This window comes from Methylobacterium oryzisoli, from assembly GCF_046557895.1.
GTDB classification, from domain to species: domain Bacteria; phylum Pseudomonadota; class Alphaproteobacteria; order Rhizobiales; family Beijerinckiaceae; genus Methylobacterium; species Methylobacterium oryzisoli.
The window spans coordinates 1-19,983 of record NZ_JBKIBX010000034.1 but is presented as its reverse complement, the minus strand read 5'-3'; the positions used below and the strand labels follow the sequence as shown (position 1 = coordinate 19,983).

19 protein-coding genes are annotated in these 19,983 nt (G+C 73.3%); 8 read left to right on the top strand and 11 right to left on the bottom strand.

Annotated elements, in window-relative coordinates:
* Positions 1 to 226 precede the first annotated feature (226 nt).
* Positions 227 to 853 (bottom strand): flavin reductase family protein, encoded by a 627-nt coding sequence (locus ACKUB9_RS25100; protein ID WP_407528281.1) that lies wholly within the window; start codon positions 851 to 853, stop codon positions 227 to 229.
* A 57-nt stretch (positions 854 to 910) separates the two neighbouring features.
* Entirely contained in the window at positions 911 to 1,474 is a 564-nt protein-coding gene (locus ACKUB9_RS25095; RefSeq protein ID WP_407528279.1) for a nitroreductase family protein, read from the bottom strand.
* A 116-nt stretch (positions 1,475 to 1,590) separates the two neighbouring features.
* On the opposite strand from ACKUB9_RS25095, the gene ACKUB9_RS25090 reads away from it, so the two are divergent.
* Positions 1,591 to 3,975 (top strand): hypothetical protein, encoded by a 2,385-nt coding sequence (locus ACKUB9_RS25090; RefSeq protein WP_407528277.1) that lies wholly within the window; start codon positions 1,591 to 1,593, stop codon positions 3,973 to 3,975.
* Positions 3,950 to 4,861 carry an RgsD C-terminal domain-containing protein gene (locus ACKUB9_RS25085; protein ID WP_407528274.1) on the top strand — a complete coding sequence of 304 codons (912 nt, stop codon included), beginning with the start codon at positions 3,950 to 3,952 and terminating at the stop codon, positions 4,859 to 4,861. Before ACKUB9_RS25090 ends, ACKUB9_RS25085 begins: the two co-directional genes overlap by 26 nt.
* A 65-nt stretch (positions 4,862 to 4,926) precedes the next feature.
* Here ACKUB9_RS25085 and ACKUB9_RS25080 read toward each other — a convergent pair whose 3' ends face one another.
* The 6 genes from ACKUB9_RS25080 to ACKUB9_RS25055 all read right to left on the bottom strand — a co-directional run bounded on the left by ACKUB9_RS25080 (position 4,927) and on the right by ACKUB9_RS25055 (position 9,217).
* Positions 4,927 to 5,289, bottom strand: a complete 363-nt coding sequence (locus tag ACKUB9_RS25080) for a HepT-like ribonuclease domain-containing protein (protein ID WP_407528271.1) — start codon at positions 5,287 to 5,289, stop codon at positions 4,927 to 4,929.
* Positions 5,289 to 5,585, bottom strand: a complete 297-nt coding sequence (locus ACKUB9_RS25075) for a nucleotidyltransferase family protein (protein WP_407528268.1) — start codon at positions 5,583 to 5,585, stop codon at positions 5,289 to 5,291. Before ACKUB9_RS25075 ends, ACKUB9_RS25080 begins: the two co-directional genes overlap by 1 nt.
* Before the next feature lie 111 nt (positions 5,586 to 5,696).
* Positions 5,697 to 6,083: a tautomerase family protein gene (locus ACKUB9_RS25070; protein ID WP_407528265.1), complete on the bottom strand. Its 387-nt coding sequence runs from the start codon at positions 6,081 to 6,083 to the stop codon at positions 5,697 to 5,699.
* Between the two features lie 140 nt (positions 6,084 to 6,223).
* Positions 6,224 to 8,236 (bottom strand): threonine--tRNA ligase, encoded by a 2,013-nt coding sequence (gene thrS / locus ACKUB9_RS25065; protein WP_407528263.1) that lies wholly within the window; start codon positions 8,234 to 8,236, stop codon positions 6,224 to 6,226.
* 127 nt (positions 8,237 to 8,363) lie between these two features.
* Positions 8,364 to 8,750 (bottom strand): membrane protein insertion efficiency factor YidD, encoded by a 387-nt coding sequence (yidD, locus tag ACKUB9_RS25060; RefSeq protein WP_407528443.1) that lies wholly within the window; start codon positions 8,748 to 8,750, stop codon positions 8,364 to 8,366.
* Between the two features lie 2 nt (positions 8,751 to 8,752).
* Entirely contained in the window at positions 8,753 to 9,217 is a 465-nt protein-coding gene (locus tag ACKUB9_RS25055) for an iron-sulfur cluster assembly scaffold protein (protein ID WP_407528260.1), read from the bottom strand.
* Between the two features lie 306 nt (positions 9,218 to 9,523).
* Here ACKUB9_RS25055 and folE point away from each other — a divergent pair, with 306 nt between their 5' ends.
* The 3 genes from folE to ACKUB9_RS25040 all read left to right on the top strand — a co-directional run bounded on the left by folE (position 9,524) and on the right by ACKUB9_RS25040 (position 11,799).
* The gene (folE, locus tag ACKUB9_RS25050) at positions 9,524 to 10,183 is read left to right on the top strand and encodes a GTP cyclohydrolase I FolE (protein ID WP_407528257.1); all 660 of its coding nucleotides are present in this window, start codon (positions 9,524 to 9,526) and stop codon (positions 10,181 to 10,183) included.
* The gene (hisI, locus tag ACKUB9_RS25045; protein WP_407528255.1) at positions 10,183 to 10,626 is read left to right on the top strand and encodes a phosphoribosyl-AMP cyclohydrolase; all 444 of its coding nucleotides are present in this window, start codon (positions 10,183 to 10,185) and stop codon (positions 10,624 to 10,626) included. The genes folE and hisI overlap by 1 nt, the downstream gene beginning before the upstream one ends.
* Before the next feature lie 111 nt (positions 10,627 to 10,737).
* Complete coding sequence (locus ACKUB9_RS25040; protein ID WP_407528253.1) at positions 10,738 to 11,799, top strand: patatin-like phospholipase family protein; 1,062 nt, start codon at positions 10,738 to 10,740, stop codon at positions 11,797 to 11,799.
* 60 nt (positions 11,800 to 11,859) lie between these two features.
* Here ACKUB9_RS25040 and ACKUB9_RS25035 read toward each other — a convergent pair whose 3' ends face one another.
* Positions 11,860 to 12,291 carry a CBS domain-containing protein gene (locus tag ACKUB9_RS25035; RefSeq protein ID WP_407528251.1) on the bottom strand — a complete coding sequence of 144 codons (432 nt, stop codon included), beginning with the start codon at positions 12,289 to 12,291 and terminating at the stop codon, positions 11,860 to 11,862.
* Between the two features lie 153 nt (positions 12,292 to 12,444).
* Positions 12,445 to 13,269 carry a rhomboid family intramembrane serine protease gene (locus ACKUB9_RS25030; RefSeq protein ID WP_407528248.1) on the bottom strand — a complete coding sequence of 275 codons (825 nt, stop codon included), beginning with the start codon at positions 13,267 to 13,269 and terminating at the stop codon, positions 12,445 to 12,447.
* A gap of 450 nt (positions 13,270 to 13,719) precedes the next feature.
* On the opposite strand from ACKUB9_RS25030, the gene ACKUB9_RS25025 reads away from it, so the two are divergent.
* Together ACKUB9_RS25025 and ACKUB9_RS25020 are read left to right on the top strand one after the other, a co-directional pair.
* Entirely contained in the window at positions 13,720 to 14,307 is a 588-nt protein-coding gene (locus ACKUB9_RS25025; RefSeq protein WP_407528245.1) for a PAS domain-containing protein, read from the top strand.
* 99 nt (positions 14,308 to 14,406) lie between these two features.
* Positions 14,407 to 15,045 (top strand): PilZ domain-containing protein, encoded by a 639-nt coding sequence (locus tag ACKUB9_RS25020; protein WP_407528242.1) that lies wholly within the window; start codon positions 14,407 to 14,409, stop codon positions 15,043 to 15,045.
* Positions 15,046 to 15,090: 45 nt separating this feature from the next.
* Here ACKUB9_RS25020 and ACKUB9_RS25015 read toward each other — a convergent pair whose 3' ends face one another.
* Complete coding sequence (locus ACKUB9_RS25015) at positions 15,091 to 17,130, bottom strand: NAD(+) synthase (RefSeq protein ID WP_407528239.1); 2,040 nt, start codon at positions 17,128 to 17,130, stop codon at positions 15,091 to 15,093.
* A gap of 340 nt (positions 17,131 to 17,470) precedes the next feature.
* Here ACKUB9_RS25015 and ACKUB9_RS25010 point away from each other — a divergent pair.
* A partial coding sequence (locus tag ACKUB9_RS25010; RefSeq protein WP_407528237.1) for a DNA translocase FtsK occupies positions 17,471 to 19,983 on the top strand: 2,513 nt, incomplete at its 3' end.

Sequence of the window (19,983 nt, the reverse complement as noted above, 5' to 3'; positions counted from 1 at the left end):
GTGAAACGCAGAGCGTGGTGAGGGGAGCGGGCCGGGTCAGGGTTAATCGCTGCCTGCCGTGCTGGTAGCGGCAGCGTCCTGCCTTCTTGCTGATCTCTCTCGGGACCCTCATCCCTACCCTTCTCCCGCACGGGAGAAGGGATCCCGCGCCTGACGAGAACGTTCCGCAGCGAACCGAGCGCCTGCGGCGCCGCGTCTTCTCGGGACCTCGAGCCCTCTGGGCCGCTCAGCCGCGCGGCGCGTCGCCCCCGCCGGCCGGCCGGCGCATCTCGAAGCGCGCCTGCGCGTCGACCGCGAAGTAGTCGAAGTAGCCGCCGCGCATCAGCGGCCGCATGGCGCCGGTGTCGACGCGGCCCTCCGGCGTCACGAAGCGGTCGTCGATGTAGATCGAGACCACCTGCCCGATCACCATGAAGTAGGTCGCCTCGCCCCCGCCGAGCGGCACGAGCGGGATGGTCTGGAGCCAGCGGCACTCGATGGCGGCGGGCGATTCCGCCACCCGGGGCGGGCGCACCTTGCGCGAGGGCGCGGGCGTGAGCCCCGCGACCGCGAACTCGCTCTCGCCCCGCGGCAGCGGCGCCGAGGTGGCGTTCATCGCGTCCTTGAGGTCGAGGGTCGCGAAGCTGCACACGAACTCGCCGCCCTCCTCCGCGAAGGCGAGCGCGTCCTTGCGGCCCAGCGAGGAGAACATCACCATCTCGGGATTGTCGGCGACGCCGTTGAAGAACGAGTAGGGCGAGAGGTTGAGCCGCCCCTGCCCGTCCAGCGCGCTGATCCAGCCGATCGGCCGCGGCGCCACCAGCGCCTTGAACGGATTGTGCGGCAGCGTGCGGGTCTCGGGGTCGTAGTGCATGCGGGGGTCCCTCGGGTGCGCCACCCTACCCTCGTGCGGGACGGGCGGACAGCGTGCTCAGAACCGCGTCACCACCGCCGCCAGCTCCGGCCGGGGCCGGTCGGGGGGCGTCTGCTCGGCGCGGCCCACATGCACGAAGCCGGCGAGCCGCTCCTCGGGCGAAAGGCCGAGCGCGTCGAGGATGCGCCGGTCGTAGGCGATCCACTCGGTGAGCCACGCGGTGCGGAATCCCATCGCGTTGGCGGCGAGGCACAGGTTCATGGCCGCCGCCCCCGCCGAGAGCACCTGCTCCCATTCGGGGATCTTCACGTGGGGGCCGGCCCGCGACACCACCGCGACCACGAGGGGTGCCTGGGCGAGGCGGTTGCGCTCGACGGCGAGGCGGGCCTCGTCCGCCTCCGGGTGGTCGGCCGCGTAGGTGGCGGCGATCACCGCGCCGATGCGCGCCGCCCCCTCGCCCGCGATCACGATGAAGCGCCAGGGCGCGAGCTTGCCGTGGTCGGGCACCCGGGCGGCGACCGTGAGCAGCGTCTCCACGTCCTCCGGCGTCGGGCCGGGGCCGGAGAGCTGCGCGGGCGGGACCGAGCGGCGGGTGCGCAGGAGCACGAGAGTGTCGTTCATCTGACTTTCAGTGCGATCGATTCAAGGTTAAGCGCGACGGGGGGCCTTGCGCGCCCAGATAGGCGCCGCGGCGCCGGCTTTGCAACCGCACCCTTCTCTCTGGACGAACGCCGACCATGCGCCTGCCCGACCCGCCGACCGCCAGCGACTGGACCGGGCGGACGACCCTTCTCGCGCTCGGCGCGGTGCTGCTGTTCTGGTCGGCGGCCGCGGCGGTCTGGCCGCTCACCGGGGCGGTGGTGCCCTGGGATTCCAAGAACCACTTCTACCCGATGCTGCGCTACCTCGGCGCCGCGCTGGCGAACGGCGAATTGCCGCTGTGGAACCCCTACCACTTCGCCGGCCACCCCTCGGTCGCCGATCCGCAATCGCTCCTGTTCACCCCCACCATGCTGCTCTTCGCCTGGGCGATCCCCTCGCCCTCGATGGAGCTGTTCGACGCGGTGGTCTTCGCCCATCTGCTGCCTGGCGCGGTGGCGATGCTGCCGCTCTTCCGCCGCCGCGGCTGGCACCCGGCCGGCGCGGTCGTGGCCGCGATGGTGTTCGTGCTCGGCGGCTCGGCCTCGGCCCGGCTGCAGCACACGGGCATGATCCTCTCCTACGGCTACTTCCCCCTCGCCCTCTGGCTCTTGGAGGAGGCGCTGGCGCGCCGCTCCTACGCCTTCGGGCTCGGCTTCGCGGCCGTGGCCGCCCTGATGACGGTCGGGCGCGACCAAGTGGCGTTCCTGTGCGGGGTGGCGCTCATCGCCTGCGCGCTGCACGCGGCGGCGACGAGCCCGCAACCGCTGGCCTATCTGCGCGCGCGGCTCGGGCTCTTCGCCGCGATGGCGCTCGCGGGCGGCGCTCTGCTCGCCGTGCCCTCGCTGCTCACCATGCAGTTCCTGATGACCTCGACCCGGCCCTCCTTCGGCTACGGCGTCGCCGCCATGGGCTCGCTGCCGCCCGAGAGCCTCGCCACCGGCCTGTTCGCGGACGTGTTCGGCTCGCTGCGCTGGACCTACGATTACTGGGGGCCGGACTGGCAGTCGCTGGTGGGCGGCACCTGGACCGACCGGGCGATCAACTACCTCTTCGCCGGCACGCTGCCGGCGGTGCTGGTGCTCTGGCACGGGCTCGCGGGCGGCCGGCTCTTCGCGCGCGAGATCCGCTACCCCGCCCTGCTGCTCGCCGGGGCGCTGCTCTACGCGCTCGGCCGCTACACCCCGCTCTTCCCGCTGCTGTTCGACCACGTGCCGGGCATCGACCTCTACCGCCGGCCCGCGGACGCCACCTTCCTGGTCAATATCGGGCTCGCGCTCGTGACCGGCTACCTCGTCCACCGCTTCGTGCGCGACGGGGCGCCGGCGCTCCCCCGCGGCTGGCGCCTCGCCCTGCCGCTCCTGGCGCTCGGGCTCGTCGGCTGGGCGCTGGCCGGCGCCTTCGCCTTCGCGCTGCCCGCCAGCCGCGGGATCGAGGCCCTGCGCGACGTGGCGGTAGGATGCGGCCTCGCGCTCGCGTCCGTGCTGCTGCTGCGCGCGCCCTCCCGCCGGGCGCTCGCCGCGATGCTCCTCGTCGCCGGCACCGGCGCGGAGCTGATCTGGCGCAACGCCGGCTCCTCGCTCAACGCCGAGCCCGCCGGGCGCTACGCGGTCTTCCGGCAGCTCCCGCCCGAGCAGCTCCAGGGCCTCAATCTCCTCAAGAGCGAGCTCGACGCGCGCCACGCCCGGGGCGAGCACCCGCGGGTGGAGATCCTCGGCCTCGGCGGGGCGTGGCAGAACGCCTCGATGGTGCTGGGGCTGGAGGACACGATCGGCTACAACCCGCTGCGGCTCTCGGATTACGAGCGCGCGGTGGGGCCGGGCGAGAACGCTGCCGACCCGAACCTGCGCCAGTTCCCGGGCCTCTTCCGCGGCTACCGCTCGCGGCTCGCGAGCCTGCTCGGCCTCGAATACCTCGTCCTCGACCGCCCGGCGGAGCGCCTGCCGCGCCACTTCCCCCAGCTCACCGGGGCGCAGCTCCTCTACGGCTCGGGCCAGATGTGGATCTACCGCCTCGATCCGGCCAAGCCCCGCGCCTACCTCGCCTCCCGCCTCGTGCCGGTCGATTCCGAGAGCGTGCTCTCGCAGGACGAACTCCCGGACTTCGAGAGCGACGACACCGCCCTCGTCGACCAGGAGAGCCTGCCGAAGATCAAGGGTTCCTACGCGGGGACGCAAGGGCCGGCCCGCGGCACCGCGACCATCCTGGCCTATCGCCGCAATGTCGTCACCGTGGAGGTCGACACCGACCGCGACGGCGTGCTGGTGCTGCACGACCTCTACTATCCGGGCTGGGAGGCGCGGGTGGACGGCGTCCGGCGCCCCATCCTGCGCACCAACCTGCTCTTCCGGGGGGTCGAGGTGCCGGCGGGCCGCCACGTGGTGGTGTTTCGCTTCCGGCCCCTCTCGGTCGACAACCTGATGGCGGCGGCGGGCGAACTCCTGGAGAGGGACGGCGATGAGGCGGGTACGACGGTGCGGTGAGGCGGTGCTGCTCGCGCTGCTGGCGGGGCTGCCGGCGCACGCGCAGGACGCCCCCGATCTCGGCCCGCGCGGCGGAGCGCCCTCCGGGATCCGCACCCCCCTGCCGCCGCCCGTCCCGGCGACGCCCGAGACCGTGCCCCTGACGCTCGGCGCGGTGCTCACCAGCGAGGCGAAGCCGATCCGCGGCGGCCTGACATGGCGCATCTACGAGGACCGCACCGAGGCGGGCCGCCCGGCGATCCTCGCCCGCTCCGACGAGGCGCAGCCGACCTTCCGGCTGCCCCCCGGCACCTACCTCGCCAACGTCACCTACGGCTTCGTCAGCACCTCGAAGCGCGTGGCGCTCGCGCCCGCGGGCCTTTCCGAGCGGATCACCGTGAATGCCGGGGCGCTGCGGCTCGCCGGCGCGGTCGGGGACGCGCGCATCCCGGGCAACCAGCTCGCCTTCGCGGTCTTCGTGCCGATCGGCAACAACCCGGAGGGGCGCCTCGTGCGCGACGGCCTGCGGGCCGGCGACCTCGTGCGGCTGCCCGAGGGCACCTATCACGTGGTCTCGACCTGGGGCGATTCGAACGCCATCCAGCGCGCCGACCTCAAGGTCGAGAACGGGCGCATCACCGACGCGACCCTCAACCACCGCGCCGCCACCGTCACCCTGAAGCTCGTGGCGGCTCCCGGCACGGAGGCCTTCGCCGGCACCTCCTTCACGGTGCTGACCCCCGGCGGCGACACGATCCGCGAGGCGATCGGCGCCTTCCCGCAGGTGACGCTCGCCGAGGGCGAGTACCAGCTCATCGCCCGTCACGACGGCAAGGTCTACACGCAGGACTTCAAGGTCGAGAGCGGCCTCGACCGCGACATCGAGGCGATCGCCAAGGACCCGTGAAGCGAGGCGCCGCCCGCTCACGCGCAACGCTCATCCGCGCGGGCCGCCGACGGACACCGACAGGGTCACGGTCCGGTCGCCCTGCCATCCTCCATCTCGCGCAACGCCGCGATCGCCGTCCGCAGCGGCGGGAGGTCGTTCACCACCACCGCCCAGACCACGGAATCGGCAACACGGTGATGTTCATGGCGCAGCACGTTGCCGATGCCGCGCACGGCAGCCCACCGGATCTCGGGGCGCCTCTCCTTGATGCGCTCGGGCAGCGGCTTCGACGCGTCGGAGATGATCTCAAGCCCGCGCTGCACCGCGTGGCGGAGCAGCCAATCCGCCTGGAAGGCCTCGAAGCTCGTCCCGTTCGTCGCGCGCTGGATCTCGGCGATGACGGCGTCGATGTCCTCGAGGACATGCCGATGGTCGCGCGGTGCCATCAGAAGACGCGCAAGGCCGACCGCTCGATGCGGTCGCGCAGGCGGGGATGCAGGCTGTCGCGCGTGGTCAGGTCGACCTCGGTCCCGAGGCGTTCTTCCAGGTAGAGCTTGATGTCGACCAGATCGAGCAGCGAGAACGCCCGGCTCGGATCGACCTCGATGAACAGGTCGAGATCGCTGCCGGCCTGCGCCGCATCGGCCGCCGTGGACCCGAACAGGTAGAGGGCCGTCGCGCCCAGGGCGCGGACGGGTCCGGCCTCGGCCTGAAGCCGGGCGATGGCCTCGCTGCGGGTCATGCCGCAGCGTATCGTCGATGGGTGCGGTTGGCTACCGACCGACAAAGAGCCGGCGCCGGACCATCGCCTCTCGGTGGCGGTGAGCCGGGCGGCCTGAAGCCGACGGTGCGCCTACACGTCGACCTTGAACCCGAGGTCGATCTCGCTGGCCGGCAGGCCGCTCAGGCCCCAGTTCTCCGGCGGCACTTCGAGCAGGATGATCTTGATGTCCGAGGCCGGCACGCCGAGCCGCCCCGTCCGCTCGACGACGGAGCGGTAAAACCGGCGCTTGGCGTCGAGCGAGCGTCCGGAAAAGAGCGTCACCTCGACCACCATGTACGAGGTGCCCCTGTCGGGCGGGACGATGAAGGCGCCGGGCTCGAACTCAAGGAGGCGGACGCAGCGGTCCCGTTCGGGGATCAGGAAGCCGTCGATGAGCGCGGCTTGAACCGCCTCGATCAGATCGCGGCGGCGCTCGCCGAGCCATCCCGCGCGCGTCTCGATGCGTGTCGACGGCATGCTTGGCTACTGTAGCGACGCTGGTCCCGGCGGCGAGCGCGCCAGTCCTCATCGGCTGTCCTAAGGTCAAGTCATGGCAGGTCGGGAATGCCGGGACAAGCGCGCGAGCGGCCGGCGCAGAGCCGGCCGCCGACGCTGCCTCAGGGCACCGCCGCCACCCCGTGATGCGCGTCCAGGGTCACCCCCTCGCTCGGCAGGCCGTCGGCGACGGCCTCAGCCCGGCGGAGATCCGGGACGGTCGCCTCGGCGACGAGGTCGGCCAGCGCCTGGGTCAGCGGCGCCGTGCGGGTCTGCTGGCTGCCGAGGCGGCGGATCGAGACCGTCTGCTCCTCGCCCTCGCGCCGGCCCACCACCAGCATCACCGGCACCTTGGCGTGCGAGTGCTCGCGGACCTTGTAGTTGATCTTTTCGTTGCGCAGGTCGAGCTCGGCGCGCAGGCCCGCCGCCTCGGCCGCCGCCTGCACGCGGCGGGCGTAGGGGTCGGCGTCGCTGGTGATCGTCGCCACCACCACCTGCACGGGCGCGAGCCAGAGCGGGAAGTGCCCGGCGAAGTGCTCGATCAGGATGCCGGTGAAGCGCTCCATCGAGCCGCAGATGGCGCGGTGGACCATCACGGGCGTCTTCTTCTGCCCGTCCGCGTCGACGTAGAAGGCGCCGAACCGCTCCGGCAGGTTGAAGTCCACCTGCGTGGTGCCGCATTGCCAGTCGCGACCGATGGCGTCGCGCAGCACGTACTCGAACTTGGGGCCGTAGAAGGCCCCCTCGCCCGGGTTGATCGCCGTCCTGATCCGGCCGCCGGACTGCTCCTCGATCTGGGCCAGCACCCGGGTCATCACCTCTTCGGCGTGGTCCCAGAGCGCGTCCGAGCCGACCCGCTTCTCGGGCCGCGTCGAGAGCTTCACGACGATCTCGTCGAAGCCGAAATCGGCGTAGGTGGAGAGGATCAGGTCGTTGATCTTCAGGCACTCGGCGGCGAGCTGGTCCTCGGTGCAGAAGACGTGGGCGTCGTCCTGCGTGAAGGCGCGCACCCGCATCAGCCCGTGCAGCGCGCCGGACGGCTCGTAGCGCGACACGGCGCCGAACTCGGCCAGCCGCAGCGGCAGGTCGCGGTAGGATTTCAGGCCGTGCTTGAAGATCTGCACGTGGCCCGGGCAGTTCATCGGCTTGATCGCGAAGACGCGCTCGTCCTCGGTCTTCGTGACGAACATGTTTTCCCGGTACCAGTCCCAGTGGCCCGAGGTCTCCCACAGGGCCTTGTCGAGGATCTGGGGCGCGTTGACCTCGGCGTAGTCGCCCTTCAGGCGCCGGCGCATGTAGGCGATGAGGGCCTGGAACAGGGTCCAGCCCTTCGGGTGCCAGAAGACGACGCCCGGCCCCTCCTCCTGGAAGTGGAAGAGGTCCATCTCGCGGCCGAGCCGGCGATGGTCGCGCCGCTCGGCCTCCTCCAGCCGGTGCAGGTAGGCGTCGAGATCGGCCTGGGTCGCCCAGGCCGTGCCGTAGATGCGGCTCAGCATCGGCTTCGAGGAATCGCCCCGCCAGTAGGCGCCCGCCACCTTCATCAGCTTGAAGGCGGTGCCGACCTTGCCCGTCGAGGTCATGTGCGGCCCGCGGCAGAGGTCGAACCACGCGCCCTGCCGGTAGAGCTTCAGGTCCTCGCCCGGCGGAATCGCGTCCACGAGCTCGACCTTGAAGATCTCGCCCTTGTCGGCGAACAGCGCGCGGACGTCGTCGCGGCTCCAGACCTCCTTGGTGAAGGGGGCGTCCCGCGCGATGATCTCGCGCATGCGCGCCTCGATCGCCGGAAAATCCTCGGGCGAGAACGGGGTCTCGCGGTGGAAGTCGTAGTAGAAGCCGTTCTCGATCACCGGGCCGATCGTGACCTGGGTCTCCGGCCAGAGGGACTGCACCGCCTCCGCCAGCACGTGCGCGCAGTCGTGGCGGATGAGCTCGAGCGCCCGCGGGTCGGTGCGGTCGAGGAATTCGATGCGCGCGTCCTGCGCGATCGTGTCGTCGAGGTCGTGCACGGCGCCGTCGAGCGCCATCGCCACCGTGCGCTTGGCCAGCGACTTGGCGATGCCCTCGACCACCGCGCGGCCGGTCACCGCGGCGTCGTAGGCGCGGGTGGCGCCGTCGGGGAAGGTCAGGATCGGCATGGAGACTCCTGCGGCTCACTCCTGCGCACCGTGCAGGTAAGCGGATGGGATCGGGGGCCGCCTCCATAGCAGCCGGAGCGGGAAATGACAGGGGCGCGGCGGCCACGCCGCGGGGCGGGCCGCGCGGTCAGGCGCGGGTCCGCGGCCCGCTCGCCTCGCCGATCTCTTCGCCGATCTCTTCGCCCATCTCCTCGGCCGCGAAGGGCGAGGGCGGCGCGTTGACGCCGCGCCAGCGCCCGTAGGCCCAGGGGCGGTGCCACGCCGCGCCCGCCGGCGCCCGCTCGGGCACGAGGTCGATGCCGTGGGTGCCGAACGGCCCGCAGCGGCAGATCCGGGAAAACCCCATCCAGCCGCCGGCCCACAGGCCGTGGCGCTGGATCGCCTCGTCCGCATAGGCCGAGCAGGAGGGCCAGTGGCGGCACTGGCGCCCGACGAGGCTCGACAGGGTGAGCTGGTAGCCGCGGATCGCCACATGCGCGGCGCGGCGCGGCCATTGCGCGGCGCGGCGCGGCAGGCTCACGCCTCGGCCTCGGCGGGCGCGCGCGTCGCAGGGGGCCGCGCGGCGATCTGGTCGAGGGCGTCCACCACCGCGTCGAAGGTGAGCAGCGTCGAGGCGTGGCGCGCCTTGAAGTCCCGCACCGGCTCCAGCACCGCGAAATCGGCGAAGCGGCCGTCCGGGGCCGGACCGCCCTCCTTGAGCATGCGCCGCACCCGCTCGCGCAGGTCGCGCAGCTCCTGCGCGCTGGCGCCGACCACGTGGCGGGCCATCAGGGAGGAGGAGGCTTGGCCGAGCGCGCAGGCCTTCACGTCGTGGGCGAAATCCGTGACCCGGCCGTCCGCGGTCGCGAGGTCCACCGTCACGGTCGACCCGCACAGCTTCGAGTGCTTGCTCGCGCTGGCCTCCGGCGCCGCCAGGCGGCCGAGGCGCGGGATGTCGGCGGCGAGTTCGAGGATGCGCCGGTTGTAGATGTCGTCGAGCATCGCGGTTCGATCCTGGGCCGGGTGGCCGGCGGCGCCCCGCCCGGGGCGGGGATTCCCGGGGCGGGGACTTGGATGGGATCAGGACCCGGCGGGTTCGGGACCTGCTGGACTTGGGACCTGCTGGACTTATGACACGGTGGACTTGGGCGCGCGTCCCGCCTCATGGTGGCCTGGGTCACGCCGGACGCATTGCGCGCCGGGACGTTACCCACGATATAGGCGGGCCTGCGCCGGTCCGCGAGATGCTCCCCCCGCGGCCGGGGCGGCGCGACGGACGGGCCCGCAGGGTGTCGGGCGGGAGGCCTCATGGATGCGGTGCTGAAGTCCTTGTCGGTCCGGATGCCGGACGCCGCCGACAAGCGCAGCGACGCGGCCCGCCCGGAGCGCGTCACCGACCGTCCGACCCGCCAGGAGGCCGAGGCCGCCGTGCGCACGCTCCTGCGCTGGGCGGGCGACGACCCGGAGCGCGAGGGCCTGCTCGAGACGCCCCAGCGCGTGGTGCGCGCCTACGAGCAGATCTTCGGCGGCTACCGCCAGGACCCCAACGGCATCCTCGACCGGGTGTTCGAGGAGGTCGAGGGCTATTCCGACATCGTGCTGGTGCGCGACATCCCGTTCCACTCCCATTGCGAGCACCACATGGTGCCGTTCATCGGGCGGGCGCACATCGCCTACTATCCCCGCAAGGGCGTGGTCGGGCTCTCCAAGCTCGCCCGCGTGGTGGACGCCTATGCCCGCCGCTTGCAGACGCAGGAGACCATGACGGCCCAGATCGCCGAGACGATCGACGCGGTGCTCAACCCCCGCGGCGTCGCCGTGATGGTGGAGGCCGAGCACCTCTGCATGGCCATGCGGGGCGTGCAGAAGGCCGGCGTCTCGACCCTGACCACGCAGTTCACCGGGGTGTTCAAGCAGGACCCGCACGAGCAGGTGCGCTTCCTGACCCTGGTGCGCGACCAGCGCTGATGGGGGCGCCCGGCTTTCCCCCGCCCGGGACCCGCGCTGAGGTCGAGGAGGGCGCGGCCTTCACGCCGCGCTTCGGGGCGGACGGGCTCGTCACGGCGCTCGCGGTCGATGCCGAGACCGGCGAGATCCTGATGCTCGCCTACATGAACCGCGACTCGCTCGCCCGCACGATCGAGACCGGCGAGGCGTGGTACTGGTCGCGCTCGCGCGGCGAACTCTGGCACAAGGGCGCCACCAGCGGGCAGATCCAGACCGTCGTGGAGATGCGGGTCGATTGCGACCAGGACGCGCTCCTGCTGCGGGTGCGGGTCGGCGGCGACGGCGGCTGCTGCCACACCGGGCGCCGCTCCTGCTTCTACCGAACGGTCGAGGCGGAGGCGGGCACGGGCGCGGTCCGCCTCGTCCCGGCGCTCCCCCTTCCCCGAAAGTCCACGCATCCGTGATGAAACCTGAACCGTTGACGATCGCTTGATTTATCCGGCGCAGACTGCGTCGGAGGCCAGAGCGGCGGCGCGGGTTCCGCAAGGCAAGCGGGCCTCAGGGAGTAGAGCGTCATGATGTGGGACGGCATCAGTCTGTTCTCGGGGCTGCCGACCCGCCGCCTCTCGGAGGGGGCCGAGGGCGGCGGCGAGATCGGCGTGTCGGCCACGCCACACCGCTCCGCATCCAAGCGCGGCCTGCGGCGGCCCAAGCTCGGCCTCGCGCTGGGCGGGGGCGCGGCCCGCGGCTGGTCCCATATCGGCGCCATCCAGGCCCTGCACGAGGCCGGGATCACCATCGACGTGGTGGCCGGCTGCTCCATCGGCGCCGCGGTGGGCGCCTGCTACGCGGCGGGCAAGCTCGACGAACTGGAAGACTTCGCCCGGTCCCTGACCAAGCGCCGGGTGATGGGGCTGCTCGACTTCCACCTCAGCGGCTCGGGGCTGATCGCGGGCGAGCGGCTGCGCCGGCTGCTCGAACGCGACCTCGGCGACCTGCGGATCGAGACCCTGCCCGTCACCTTCGCGACCGTGGCGACCGAACTCGGCACCGGGCACGAGATCTGGCTCACCAAGGGCGGCGTGGTCGAGGCGGTGCGGGCCTCCTACGCGCTGCCGGGCATCTTCGACCCGGTGAAGATCGGCGGGCGCTGGCTGATGGACGGCGCCCTGGTCAATCCGGTGCCGGTGACGGTGGCGCGCGCGCTCGGCGCGGACGTGGTGCTGTGCGTCAACCTCAACGGCGACATCCGCGTGCGCGGCACCGTCATCCAGGCGCACGGGGGCGACGAGTCGATGGTCGAGGCCGCCGTGGAGGCCGCCGAGGCCCTGCCCGCGGAGGCGCCGCGCCGCTGGCGGCTGCGGCCGGCCCGGGCGCCCAAGCCCCGCCCCGAGCCCGGGATGCCGGGCGGCATCGCCAGCGTGATGGTCGATGCCTTCAACATCACGCAGGACCGCATCTCGCGCTCGCGCCTCGCGGGGGATCCGCCCGACGTGATGATCAACCCGAAGCTCGCCCAGATGGGGCTGTTCGAGTTCCACCGGGCGGAGGAGTGCATCGACCTCGGGCGGCAGGCCGCGCGCCGGATGCTGCCCGACATCCGCGAGGTCGTGGCGGCGGCCGCCCTGCCGGCCTGAGCGCGCCGCTGCTGCGCGAGCGGCCCGACTGCGCGCGGACCGCCCCGCGGGCGGCCGATGTCAGGCCGTGGCGATGTACTCGCGCAGGGCCTGCTGCTCGGCCTCCACCGAGGCGATGCGGTGCTTGACCACGTCGCCGATCGACACGAGGCCGACGAGGAGCCCGTCCTCGACCACCGGCACGTGGCGGAAGCGCCCGTCCGTCATCAACGCCATGATCTCCTCGATGGCGGTGCCGCGGGTGCAACTGACCACCCGCCCGGTCATGTGGCGCGAGACCGGGGCCTCCAGCGCCGCCGCCCCGCCCCGGGCCACCGCCCGGATGATGTCGCGCTCCGACAGGATGCCGAGCACGGTGGAGCCGGCATCGCTCACCACGAGGGCGCCGATGCCCTTCTCGGCGAGCAGGGCCGCCGCCTCGGCCAGGGTGCGGTGGGGCTGCACGGTCACGACGGTGCGGCCCTTCTGAGCCAGGATACGCGCAACGGTCATCGTCTTCCTCCCGGTTCGTGGACGCGGCCTTGGACGCCGTCGTGTGCGGCCGAAAGCCGTGTCCGTCCATCCGTTCGCCCGAGTGTGTGGTTCCTCAGAATCGGTTGCAAGTCGGACTTAACGTCGAGCCGGGGAAAAGGATTCGGGCGCCGGTCAGGATCCGCGCTGGCGGTCGAGGAGCGGCAGGAGCAGGAACCCGGCGAAGAAGCCGCCGAGATGCGCGTCCCAGGCGATGCCCGCGTCGCTGACCCCGAGCGGCACCGCGGCGAGGCCGAACAGCAGGTTCGTGACGAGCCAGATGGCGAGGAAGATCGCCGCGGCGCGGTTGCGCAGCAGTTCGGGGATGGTCTGCAGCCGGGCCGGGGCCGGGCGCTGCCAGGGCAGCAGGCCGGGCTGCAGCCCCGGCTGCGGCGCGGGGTGGAACACGAAGCGCGTCGCCGCCGCCATCAGGCCCGAGACCCCCGCGGAGGCCCCCACCAGCGGCAGGGTGCTCAAGGGATCGATGGCGACGTGGAGCGCGCCGCCCGCCACCGTCGAGACGAGCCCGATGACAACGAAGCGCCACGTTCCGCAGCGGCGGGCCACCGGCGTGCCGAAGGCGGCGAGCCACAGGACGTTGAGGATCACGTGCGCCCAGGAGCCGTGCAGGAGCCCGTAGGTGACGAAGGTCCAGGGCATCGCCGAGGGATCGGCCAGGAGGTAGTTCGCGAAGGCGGTGCGCGCCTCCACCTCCAGCGCGCTGCCCGGCCACGCCGCGGCCGCGCGCAGGATGTCGTCCGCCCGCCCGGGATCGAAGGCGGCGGTCCAGCGTGCCGGTATGAGCGCGAGGTCGATCAGCACCGTGATGTCCCACACGTCCGGCAGCAGGGTGCGCACGAGGTGGATCAGCACGAGCAGGCCGACCGAGACCGTGACGACGGCCGGCATGTTGAAGACCGGCACGCGGGGCGGGCGCGGGAGATCGGGGGTGGCATCCATGCGGCCACCATGAGGGGCGCCCGCCCGGATCCGCAAGGGTGCGCGCTGGCGCGGCGGCCGGGCGTGCGGGCAAAAAAAGAAGGGAGAGCGTTGCCGCTCTCCCTTGATCGGAGCGACCGCGTCGGGCTTATGACCCGCCGCGGACGGCGTCTGGACCGTGACGACGCGGGCCTCTCGGCCCCCGCCCCTTGATGGACTCAGTCTGTAGAGTGGTTGGAGCCTGCGCGCCAGCCCCCGGACAGTCGGTCGCGTCAAAAGTGTGGCGCGGCGGACCGCGCCTCACCGGAAACGCTCGTTAACCTTAAGCAAACGTTGCCCGTTCCCGGCGACCCGGTTCGGCATAGGGTCTGCTCCATCGAATCAGGAAAGGGCGGGCATGGGCTCGCTACTCCGGGATTGTACCGGAAGAAACCGCCAGGGCCGCACGGGCCTGTGCCACGAAGAGACGCCATGAAGCACCCCACCAGCGCCATGCTCCATGCCTACTGGAACGGCCTGCGCGGCGCGCGGGCCGCGCCGGAACGCGGGGAGATCGAGCCGGGCGAGATCCGGCACATCCTGGCCGACAGCCTGATCCTGGAAGTGGAGCCGATGCAGCGCAGCGCGGTGATCCGGCTCGCCGGCACGCGTCTGTGCGCCCTGTTCGGGGGCGAATTGCGGGGCCGGAGCTTCGGGACGCTGTGGGGCGAGAACCCCGCCGCCGATCCCTGGCGGCTGATCGAGGTGGTGGTCCAGGAGACCGTCGGCGTCGTGGTGGGGCTCGTGGGCGTGACGCAGGAGGGCGAGGAGGTCGATCTCGAACTCCTGCTCCTGCCCCTGCGCCACCGCGGCAAGACCCAGGCCCGGGTGATCGGCGCCCTCTCGGCCCGCACGGCGCCGACCTGGCTCGGCCTGCGCCCGCTCGCGGGCCTGCGCACGGTCTCGCTGCGCATCCTCTCGGGGAGCGAGGCCTCGTCCGGCCTGCCGCCCCGGCCCGCCAACGATCCCGAGGCGCTCGGCCGGCCGCGGCTCGTCCTGCATCGCGGCGGGCGCAGCTGAGGGCGGAGGACCCGAATCGGCGGCGCCGCCGAGGAGATTCGTTAACGATTGCGGGCGCAAGGATGGGCCGGTTGGCATTTCCGCTCAGGCCCCGCGCCCATGTCCCACGCCGCGCCGCCGTCGCGTCTGCGCCTGTCCTCGGCCCTGGCCCTCTCGGCCAAGGCGGATGAGCAGCGCCGGCACCGGCGGGTCGCGGTCGCGCTGCTGGGACGCTACATGCTCTCCGACCGCCGGGAATATCCCTGCCAGACCGTCGACATCTCGCCCGGCGGCGTGCGGCTCGTCTGCGCGGTTCCGGGCGAGATCGGCGAGCGCACGGTGATCTACCTGGAGCATCTCGGCCGCATCGAGGGGACCATCGCCCGGCTGATGCCGGACGGGTTCGCGGTGGCGATCAGCGCCACGCCGCACAAGCGCGAAAAGATCGCCTCGCAGCTCACGTGGCTCGCCAACCGCGCCAGCCTCGGCCTGCCGGAGGACCGCCGCCACGAGCGCGTGGTGCCGCGCCAGACCGCCGTGACCCTGCGCCTGGAGAGCGGGCGCGAGGTCCCGGCCCGCATCGTCGACGTCTCCCTCTCGGGCGCGGCCCTCGCCTGCGAGACGGACCTGCCGGTCGATTCCGCCATCTTGGTGGGCCGCACGCCCTGCAAGGTGGTGCGCCAGTTCAAGGGCGGCCTCGCGGTGGAATTCCGCCTGCCGCTGTCGCCGGACCGCTTCGACGAGAGCCTCGTGCTCTGAGCCTCCGGCGCGGGGACCCCGGTTCGGGGACCCCGGTTCGGGGGCTCACGCCTCCGGCACGTTCCGCTCCAACTCCTCCAGCCACGCCCGCGCGTTGCCGTCGGAGGGCGCGCGCCAGTCGCCGCGGGGCGAGAGCGCGCCGCCCGCCGCGACCTTCGGGCCGTTCGGCAGGGCCGAGCGCTTGAACTGGGAGAAGCCGAAGAAGCGCCCGAGAAACACCTTCATCCAGGAGCGGATCTCCGGCAGCGCGTAGGCGCCGCGGCGCGCCTCCGGGAAACCCGGCGGCCAGGGGCCGCGCGCCGCATCCTCCCAGGCGTGGCAGGCCAGGAAGGCGATCTTCGAGGGCCGGAACCCGTAGCGCAGGGTGTAGAACAGGGTGAAGTCCTGCAGCGCGTAGGGGCCGACCTTGGATTCGGTGCTCTGGATCGTCTCGCCCTCGGCCACCGGCACCAGTTCGGGGGAGATCTCGGTCGACAGGATGGCGTCGAGCGTGGCGTTGACCTCCGGGGCGAACTGGCCGGAGGCGATCACCCAACGGATCAGGTGCTGGATCAGCGTCTTGGGCACGCCCGCGTTGACCGTGTAGTGGGACATCTGGTCCCCGACCCCGTAGGTGCACCAGCCCAGCGCCAGCTCCGAGAGGTCGCCGGTGCCCACCACGATCGCGTCGTTCTGGTTGGCGAGGCGGAAGAGGAAGTCGGTGCGCAGGCCCGCCTGCACGTTCTCGAAGGTGACGTCGTAGACCGGCTCCCCGCGCCCGAACGGGTGGCCCATGTCGGCGAGGATCTGGCGGGCGGCGGGGCGGATGTCGAGTTCGCGCGCCTGCGTGCCGAGCGCCGCCATCAGCCGGTGGGCGTTGGCCTTGGTCTCGTCCGAGGTGGCGAAGCCCGGCATCGTGTAGGTGAGGATATTCGTGCGCGGCAGGCCGAGCCGGTCGAAGGCCTTGGCGGCGACGATCAGGGCGTGGGTCGAATCGAGGCCGCCCGAGATGCCGATCACCACCTTCTTGGTGCCGATGGCGGAGAGGCGCTGGGCGAGGCCCGCCACCTGGATGTTGTAGCCCTCGTAGCAATCCTGCGCGAGGCGGGCGGGATCGGCCGGCACGAAGGGGAAGCGCTCGACCGTGCGGGCGAGCCCGAGATCGGACTCGGGCGGCGCCAGGGTGAAGCCTATGCGCCGCCAGGGCCTCTCCCCCAGCACCGCACGGGCGTTGTCGTCGAAGCTGCCCATCTGGGCGCGCTCCTGGCGCAGGCGGTCGAGGTCGACATCCGCGCGCGTGACCTGCGGCGCCTCGGGGAAGCGCTCGCTCTCGGCGAGCAGCGTCCCATCCTCGTAGATGACGGTCTGGCCGTCCCAGGCGAGGTCGGTGGTCGATTCGCCCGGCCCCGCCGCCGCGTACACGTAGGCGCACAGGCAGCGCGCCGAGGCCGACTGGCACAGGAGCTTGCGGCTCTCCGCCCGCCCGATGGTGATCGGGCTGCCCGAGAGGTTCACCAGCACGGTGGCGCCCGCCAGCGCCGCCAGCGCCCCCGGCGGCACCGGGATCCACATGTCCTCGCAGACGTCGATCCCGACGACGAGGCCGGGCAGGTCCTCGGCGGCGAAGAGCAGGTCGGTGCCGAACGGAACCTCCGTGCCCGCCAGCCGGATGGTCTCGCCCGCGATGCCGGCGCCCGCCGCGAAGTGGCGCTTCTCGTAGAACTCCCGGTAGGTCGGCAGGTAGCTCTTCGGCACGACGCCGAGCACCCGCCCGCGGTGGAGCGCCACCGCGGTGTTGTAGATCCGGTGGCCGTGCCGCAGCGGGGCGCCGACGATCAGCACCGGCATCAGGTCGCGGCTGGCCTCCGCCAGGGTGGCGAGCGCCGCCTCCACCGCGTCGAGCAGCGTCTCCTGCAGGAGCAGGTCCTCGATCGCGTAGGCCGACAGGCAGAGTTCCGGAAAGACCGCGACCGCGACGCCGTCGTCGTGGCAGCGGCGGGCGAGGGCCAGCACCTCGGCGGCGTTCGCCGCGGGTGCGGCGATGTGGCTGCGGCCGACGCAGGCCGCGACCCGGGCGAAACCGTGCCGGTAGAGGGATCGGAACATCGCGGGCGGGGCCTCCGGGCGGATCGGTCGTGCGGATCGGTCGTGCAGATCGGTCGTCTTGGAGACCTTAACGCGCGAGGGGCCGCGGCGGCACCCGGCCGCGCGCGGGCGAGGCCCGCGCGGGAGAGAGCCGCGCAGGAGAGATCCGAGCCGGACGATGCGGGACGCCGCCGCGCCAAGCCGCCTAAGCGGGTGTTAACGATACCCCGCCTAACTGGGGCCAAGCCGCGGCCGCGGGCGGCGCGGACCGCCCAAGCCCGCCAGCATCAAGCCAGCCAGCATCATGAGATCATCGGGACGGCCACCTCTCTCCGACTCGACCCGCCGCGATCCGCCCGGGATGCGCGACGCCACCCATCCGGCCGCGCGCCGCGGGCTCACGCTCGGCGCCCTGGCCCACACCCTCACCAGCCTGCGCGCCCTGCTGGCGCGGCGCCTCGCGCCGCCGAGCCACCGGCCGGCCGCGCTGCCGGCCCTGCCCCCGCCCGCTGGTCTCGACCGGCGCGCGGCCCCGAGCTGGATGTCCGACGCGCCGCACCCGACGCCGTCCTGGACGCCGGACCTCGTGCGCGCCCCCGCGCCGCCGCGCGAGGCCTCTCCGGCGCAGGGGGCTCATCCGGCGCCCGGGCCGCACCCGGCCTCCGGGGTCTATCCGCCATCCGGGCCGTACCCGGCGGAGCCCTGGCCGCCCGAGGCCGCGGCGCCCGTCGCGATGCCGCCCGCCGCGGTCCCGCAGCCCTTGCCGCAGCCCTTGCCGGCCGCTGCGGTGCGCGCCGCGGTGCCGGCCGTCGAGCCCGTCGTCATGCCCGTTGATTTGCCCGTCGCCTTGCCTGCTGTCCTGCCGCCGATGCCGGTGCCCGCCCGTCCGCCCGAGCCGCCGCGCCCCGCCGGTCCGGGTCCCGACATGGAGGATGCGTGGCTGGCGATCCCGCCGGCCGGTCCGGCCCGTACGGTCCTGACGCGCGTGCGCCGGCAGGCCGCGGAGTCGCGGCAGCAGGCCGCCGACTCGCTGCAGGCGGCCGCGCCGCGCCAAATCCCCGAGTCGCGTTCCGAGCCGCGCCCCGCGCCCGCCCGGCCCGAAGCCGACCTGCGCTTCACCCGCACGCCCGACCACGTCCTCCAGGCCCGCCGCCGGCGGCGCGAGGAGGAGGCCCTGGCCCGCGAGGCCGCCCAGCGGGAAGCCGAGGAGCAGGCCGCGGCCGAACACGCCGCGGCCGAGGCGGCCGCGGAGGCCGAGCGCCTCGCCGCGGAAGCCCAGACCCTGCCGCCGCTGCCGCGCTGGCGCCAGCCCTACGTGCTGCCCCCCGGTGTGCGCTTCACCCGCACGCCCGACCATCTCCTGCGCCACGCCTCCGACGAGGGGACGCCCGCGCCGGTCTTCCCCGAGATCACGCCCCTGCCGGAGCCCGAGCCGGTCCAGGAGATCGAGCCGATCCGGGAGGTCGAACAGGTCCAAGCGCCAGAGCTGGTCCAAGAGGTCGAGCCGATCCTGGAATGTGCGCCGGTGCCGGAGCCCGTCGCCGGGCCGTCCGAGCCCGCGCCGGAGCCGGCCGCGGTGACCCAGACCGCCTCGCCGCCGGAGGCCGAGGCGTCGTTCGGGGCGGCGCGCGCCCTGCTGTCCTTCCCGTGGCCGCCCGTGGTGCCGTCCCTGCCGGAGGCGCTGTTCGCGCCTGAGGCGAGCCCCGTGGATGAGCCGCAGGCCGTGGAGCCCGTCGCCGCGCCGGTCCCGCCGGCCGAGGAGGCCGGTCCCGTTCCGCCGCCGGCCGCGGAGCCCCCGCTCTACCGGGCGGATGCGCCGTTCGTCGGCACCTGGGCGGCGCGCGTCGCTGTGCAGGCCGCGCCGGTTCCGGCGGAGTTCTTGCCGGCCGAGTTGGCGCCGGCGGCCGAGGGGACCGTCCCGGCCGTGGAGCCCGCCGCGCCCCGCGCCGACGACGCGGTCGTCCCGGACGCGGCCGCCGCGCCGGAGGCGGCGCCTCCTCGCGAGTCCTACCCGGTCGAGGTCCTGCTGCGGCACGATTGGCGCCAGCCCCTCGCCGCGGATCAGGACAACCGGCCCGCCGCGGCCGACGAGGCCGCCCCGATCGCGGAGCCGCAGCCGGCTCCGGCGACGATCCCGGCCCTGGCCGAGGTGCCCCGGCCGGAGCCCCTGCCCGTCCCTGAGCCGGCCCCGGCGGCTGCGCCGCAGCCGCAGCCCGCGCCGACCGTTCCGGCCGCGATGAGCCCGTCCGCTTCGTTCCCACCCGTCGCGTACGGGCTGGTCCGGCGCTTTGCGCCCGCCGCCCTGCCGGTACCCGTCGCCCAGCCGCTGCCCGAGGCGCCGGCCGCGCCCGCGCCGCTGCCCGCCGAGGCCCCGCCGGAGCCGTCCCCGGTGGTGATCGGCAATGCCGGGCTCGACCTCGACCTCGGTCTCGATGCCGACGATGCGGAGGACGAGGACGACATCATCGCGCCCCTCGCCTACCCGACCCCCCTGCCCCGCCCGGCACCGCGGGCCGTCGCGGCGCCCTACGAGATGCCGGCCCTCGATCTCCTGGCGGAGGCCCGCGCCTCCGACGGCAGCAGCCTCGACGCGGATTTCCTGCAGGCGAACGCCGTGCAGCTGCAGCAGGTGATCCAAGATTTCGGGGTGCGCGGGGAGATCCTGGCGGTGCGCCCCGGCCCCGTCGTCACCCTCTACGAACTCGAACCGGCACCCGGCACCAAGTCCTCGCGCGTGATCTCGCTCGCCGACGACATCGCCCGCTCCATGTCCGCCGTCTCCGCCCGCGTCGCCGTGGTCCAGGGCCGCAACGCCATCGGCATCGAGCTGCCCAACGCCAAGCGCGAGACCGTCTACCTGCGCGAACTCCTCGC

Coding starts and splice junctions, on each gene's coding strand:
- ACKUB9_RS25100 (WP_407528281.1), bottom strand. CDS start 853: ATGCACTACGACCCCGAGACCCGCACGCTGCCGCACAATCCGTTCAAG.
- ACKUB9_RS25095 (WP_407528279.1), bottom strand. CDS start 1,474: ATGAACGACACTCTCGTGCTCCTGCGCACCCGCCGCTCGGTCCCGCCC.
- ACKUB9_RS25090 (WP_407528277.1), top strand. CDS start 1,591: ATGCGCCTGCCCGACCCGCCGACCGCCAGCGACTGGACCGGGCGGACG.
- ACKUB9_RS25085 (WP_407528274.1), top strand. CDS start 3,950: ATGAGGCGGGTACGACGGTGCGGTGAGGCGGTGCTGCTCGCGCTGCTG.
- ACKUB9_RS25080 (WP_407528271.1), bottom strand. CDS start 5,289: ATGGCACCGCGCGACCATCGGCATGTCCTCGAGGACATCGACGCCGTC.
- ACKUB9_RS25075 (WP_407528268.1), bottom strand. CDS start 5,585: ATGACCCGCAGCGAGGCCATCGCCCGGCTTCAGGCCGAGGCCGGACCC.
- ACKUB9_RS25070 (WP_407528265.1), bottom strand. CDS start 6,083: ATGCCGTCGACACGCATCGAGACGCGCGCGGGATGGCTCGGCGAGCGC.
- thrS (WP_407528263.1), bottom strand. CDS start 8,236: ATGCCGATCCTGACCTTCCCCGACGGCGCCACCCGCGCCTACGACGCC.
- ACKUB9_RS25055 (WP_407528260.1), bottom strand. CDS start 9,217: ATGCTCGACGACATCTACAACCGGCGCATCCTCGAACTCGCCGCCGAC.
- folE (WP_407528257.1), top strand. CDS start 9,524: ATGGATGCGGTGCTGAAGTCCTTGTCGGTCCGGATGCCGGACGCCGCC.
- hisI (WP_407528255.1), top strand. CDS start 10,183: ATGGGGGCGCCCGGCTTTCCCCCGCCCGGGACCCGCGCTGAGGTCGAG.
- ACKUB9_RS25040 (WP_407528253.1), top strand. CDS start 10,738: ATGATGTGGGACGGCATCAGTCTGTTCTCGGGGCTGCCGACCCGCCGC.
- ACKUB9_RS25035 (WP_407528251.1), bottom strand. CDS start 12,291: ATGACCGTTGCGCGTATCCTGGCTCAGAAGGGCCGCACCGTCGTGACC.
- ACKUB9_RS25030 (WP_407528248.1), bottom strand. CDS start 13,269: ATGGATGCCACCCCCGATCTCCCGCGCCCGCCCCGCGTGCCGGTCTTC.
- ACKUB9_RS25025 (WP_407528245.1), top strand. CDS start 13,720: ATGAAGCACCCCACCAGCGCCATGCTCCATGCCTACTGGAACGGCCTG.
- ACKUB9_RS25020 (WP_407528242.1), top strand. CDS start 14,407: ATGTCCCACGCCGCGCCGCCGTCGCGTCTGCGCCTGTCCTCGGCCCTG.
- ACKUB9_RS25015 (WP_407528239.1), bottom strand. CDS start 17,130: ATGTTCCGATCCCTCTACCGGCACGGTTTCGCCCGGGTCGCGGCCTGC.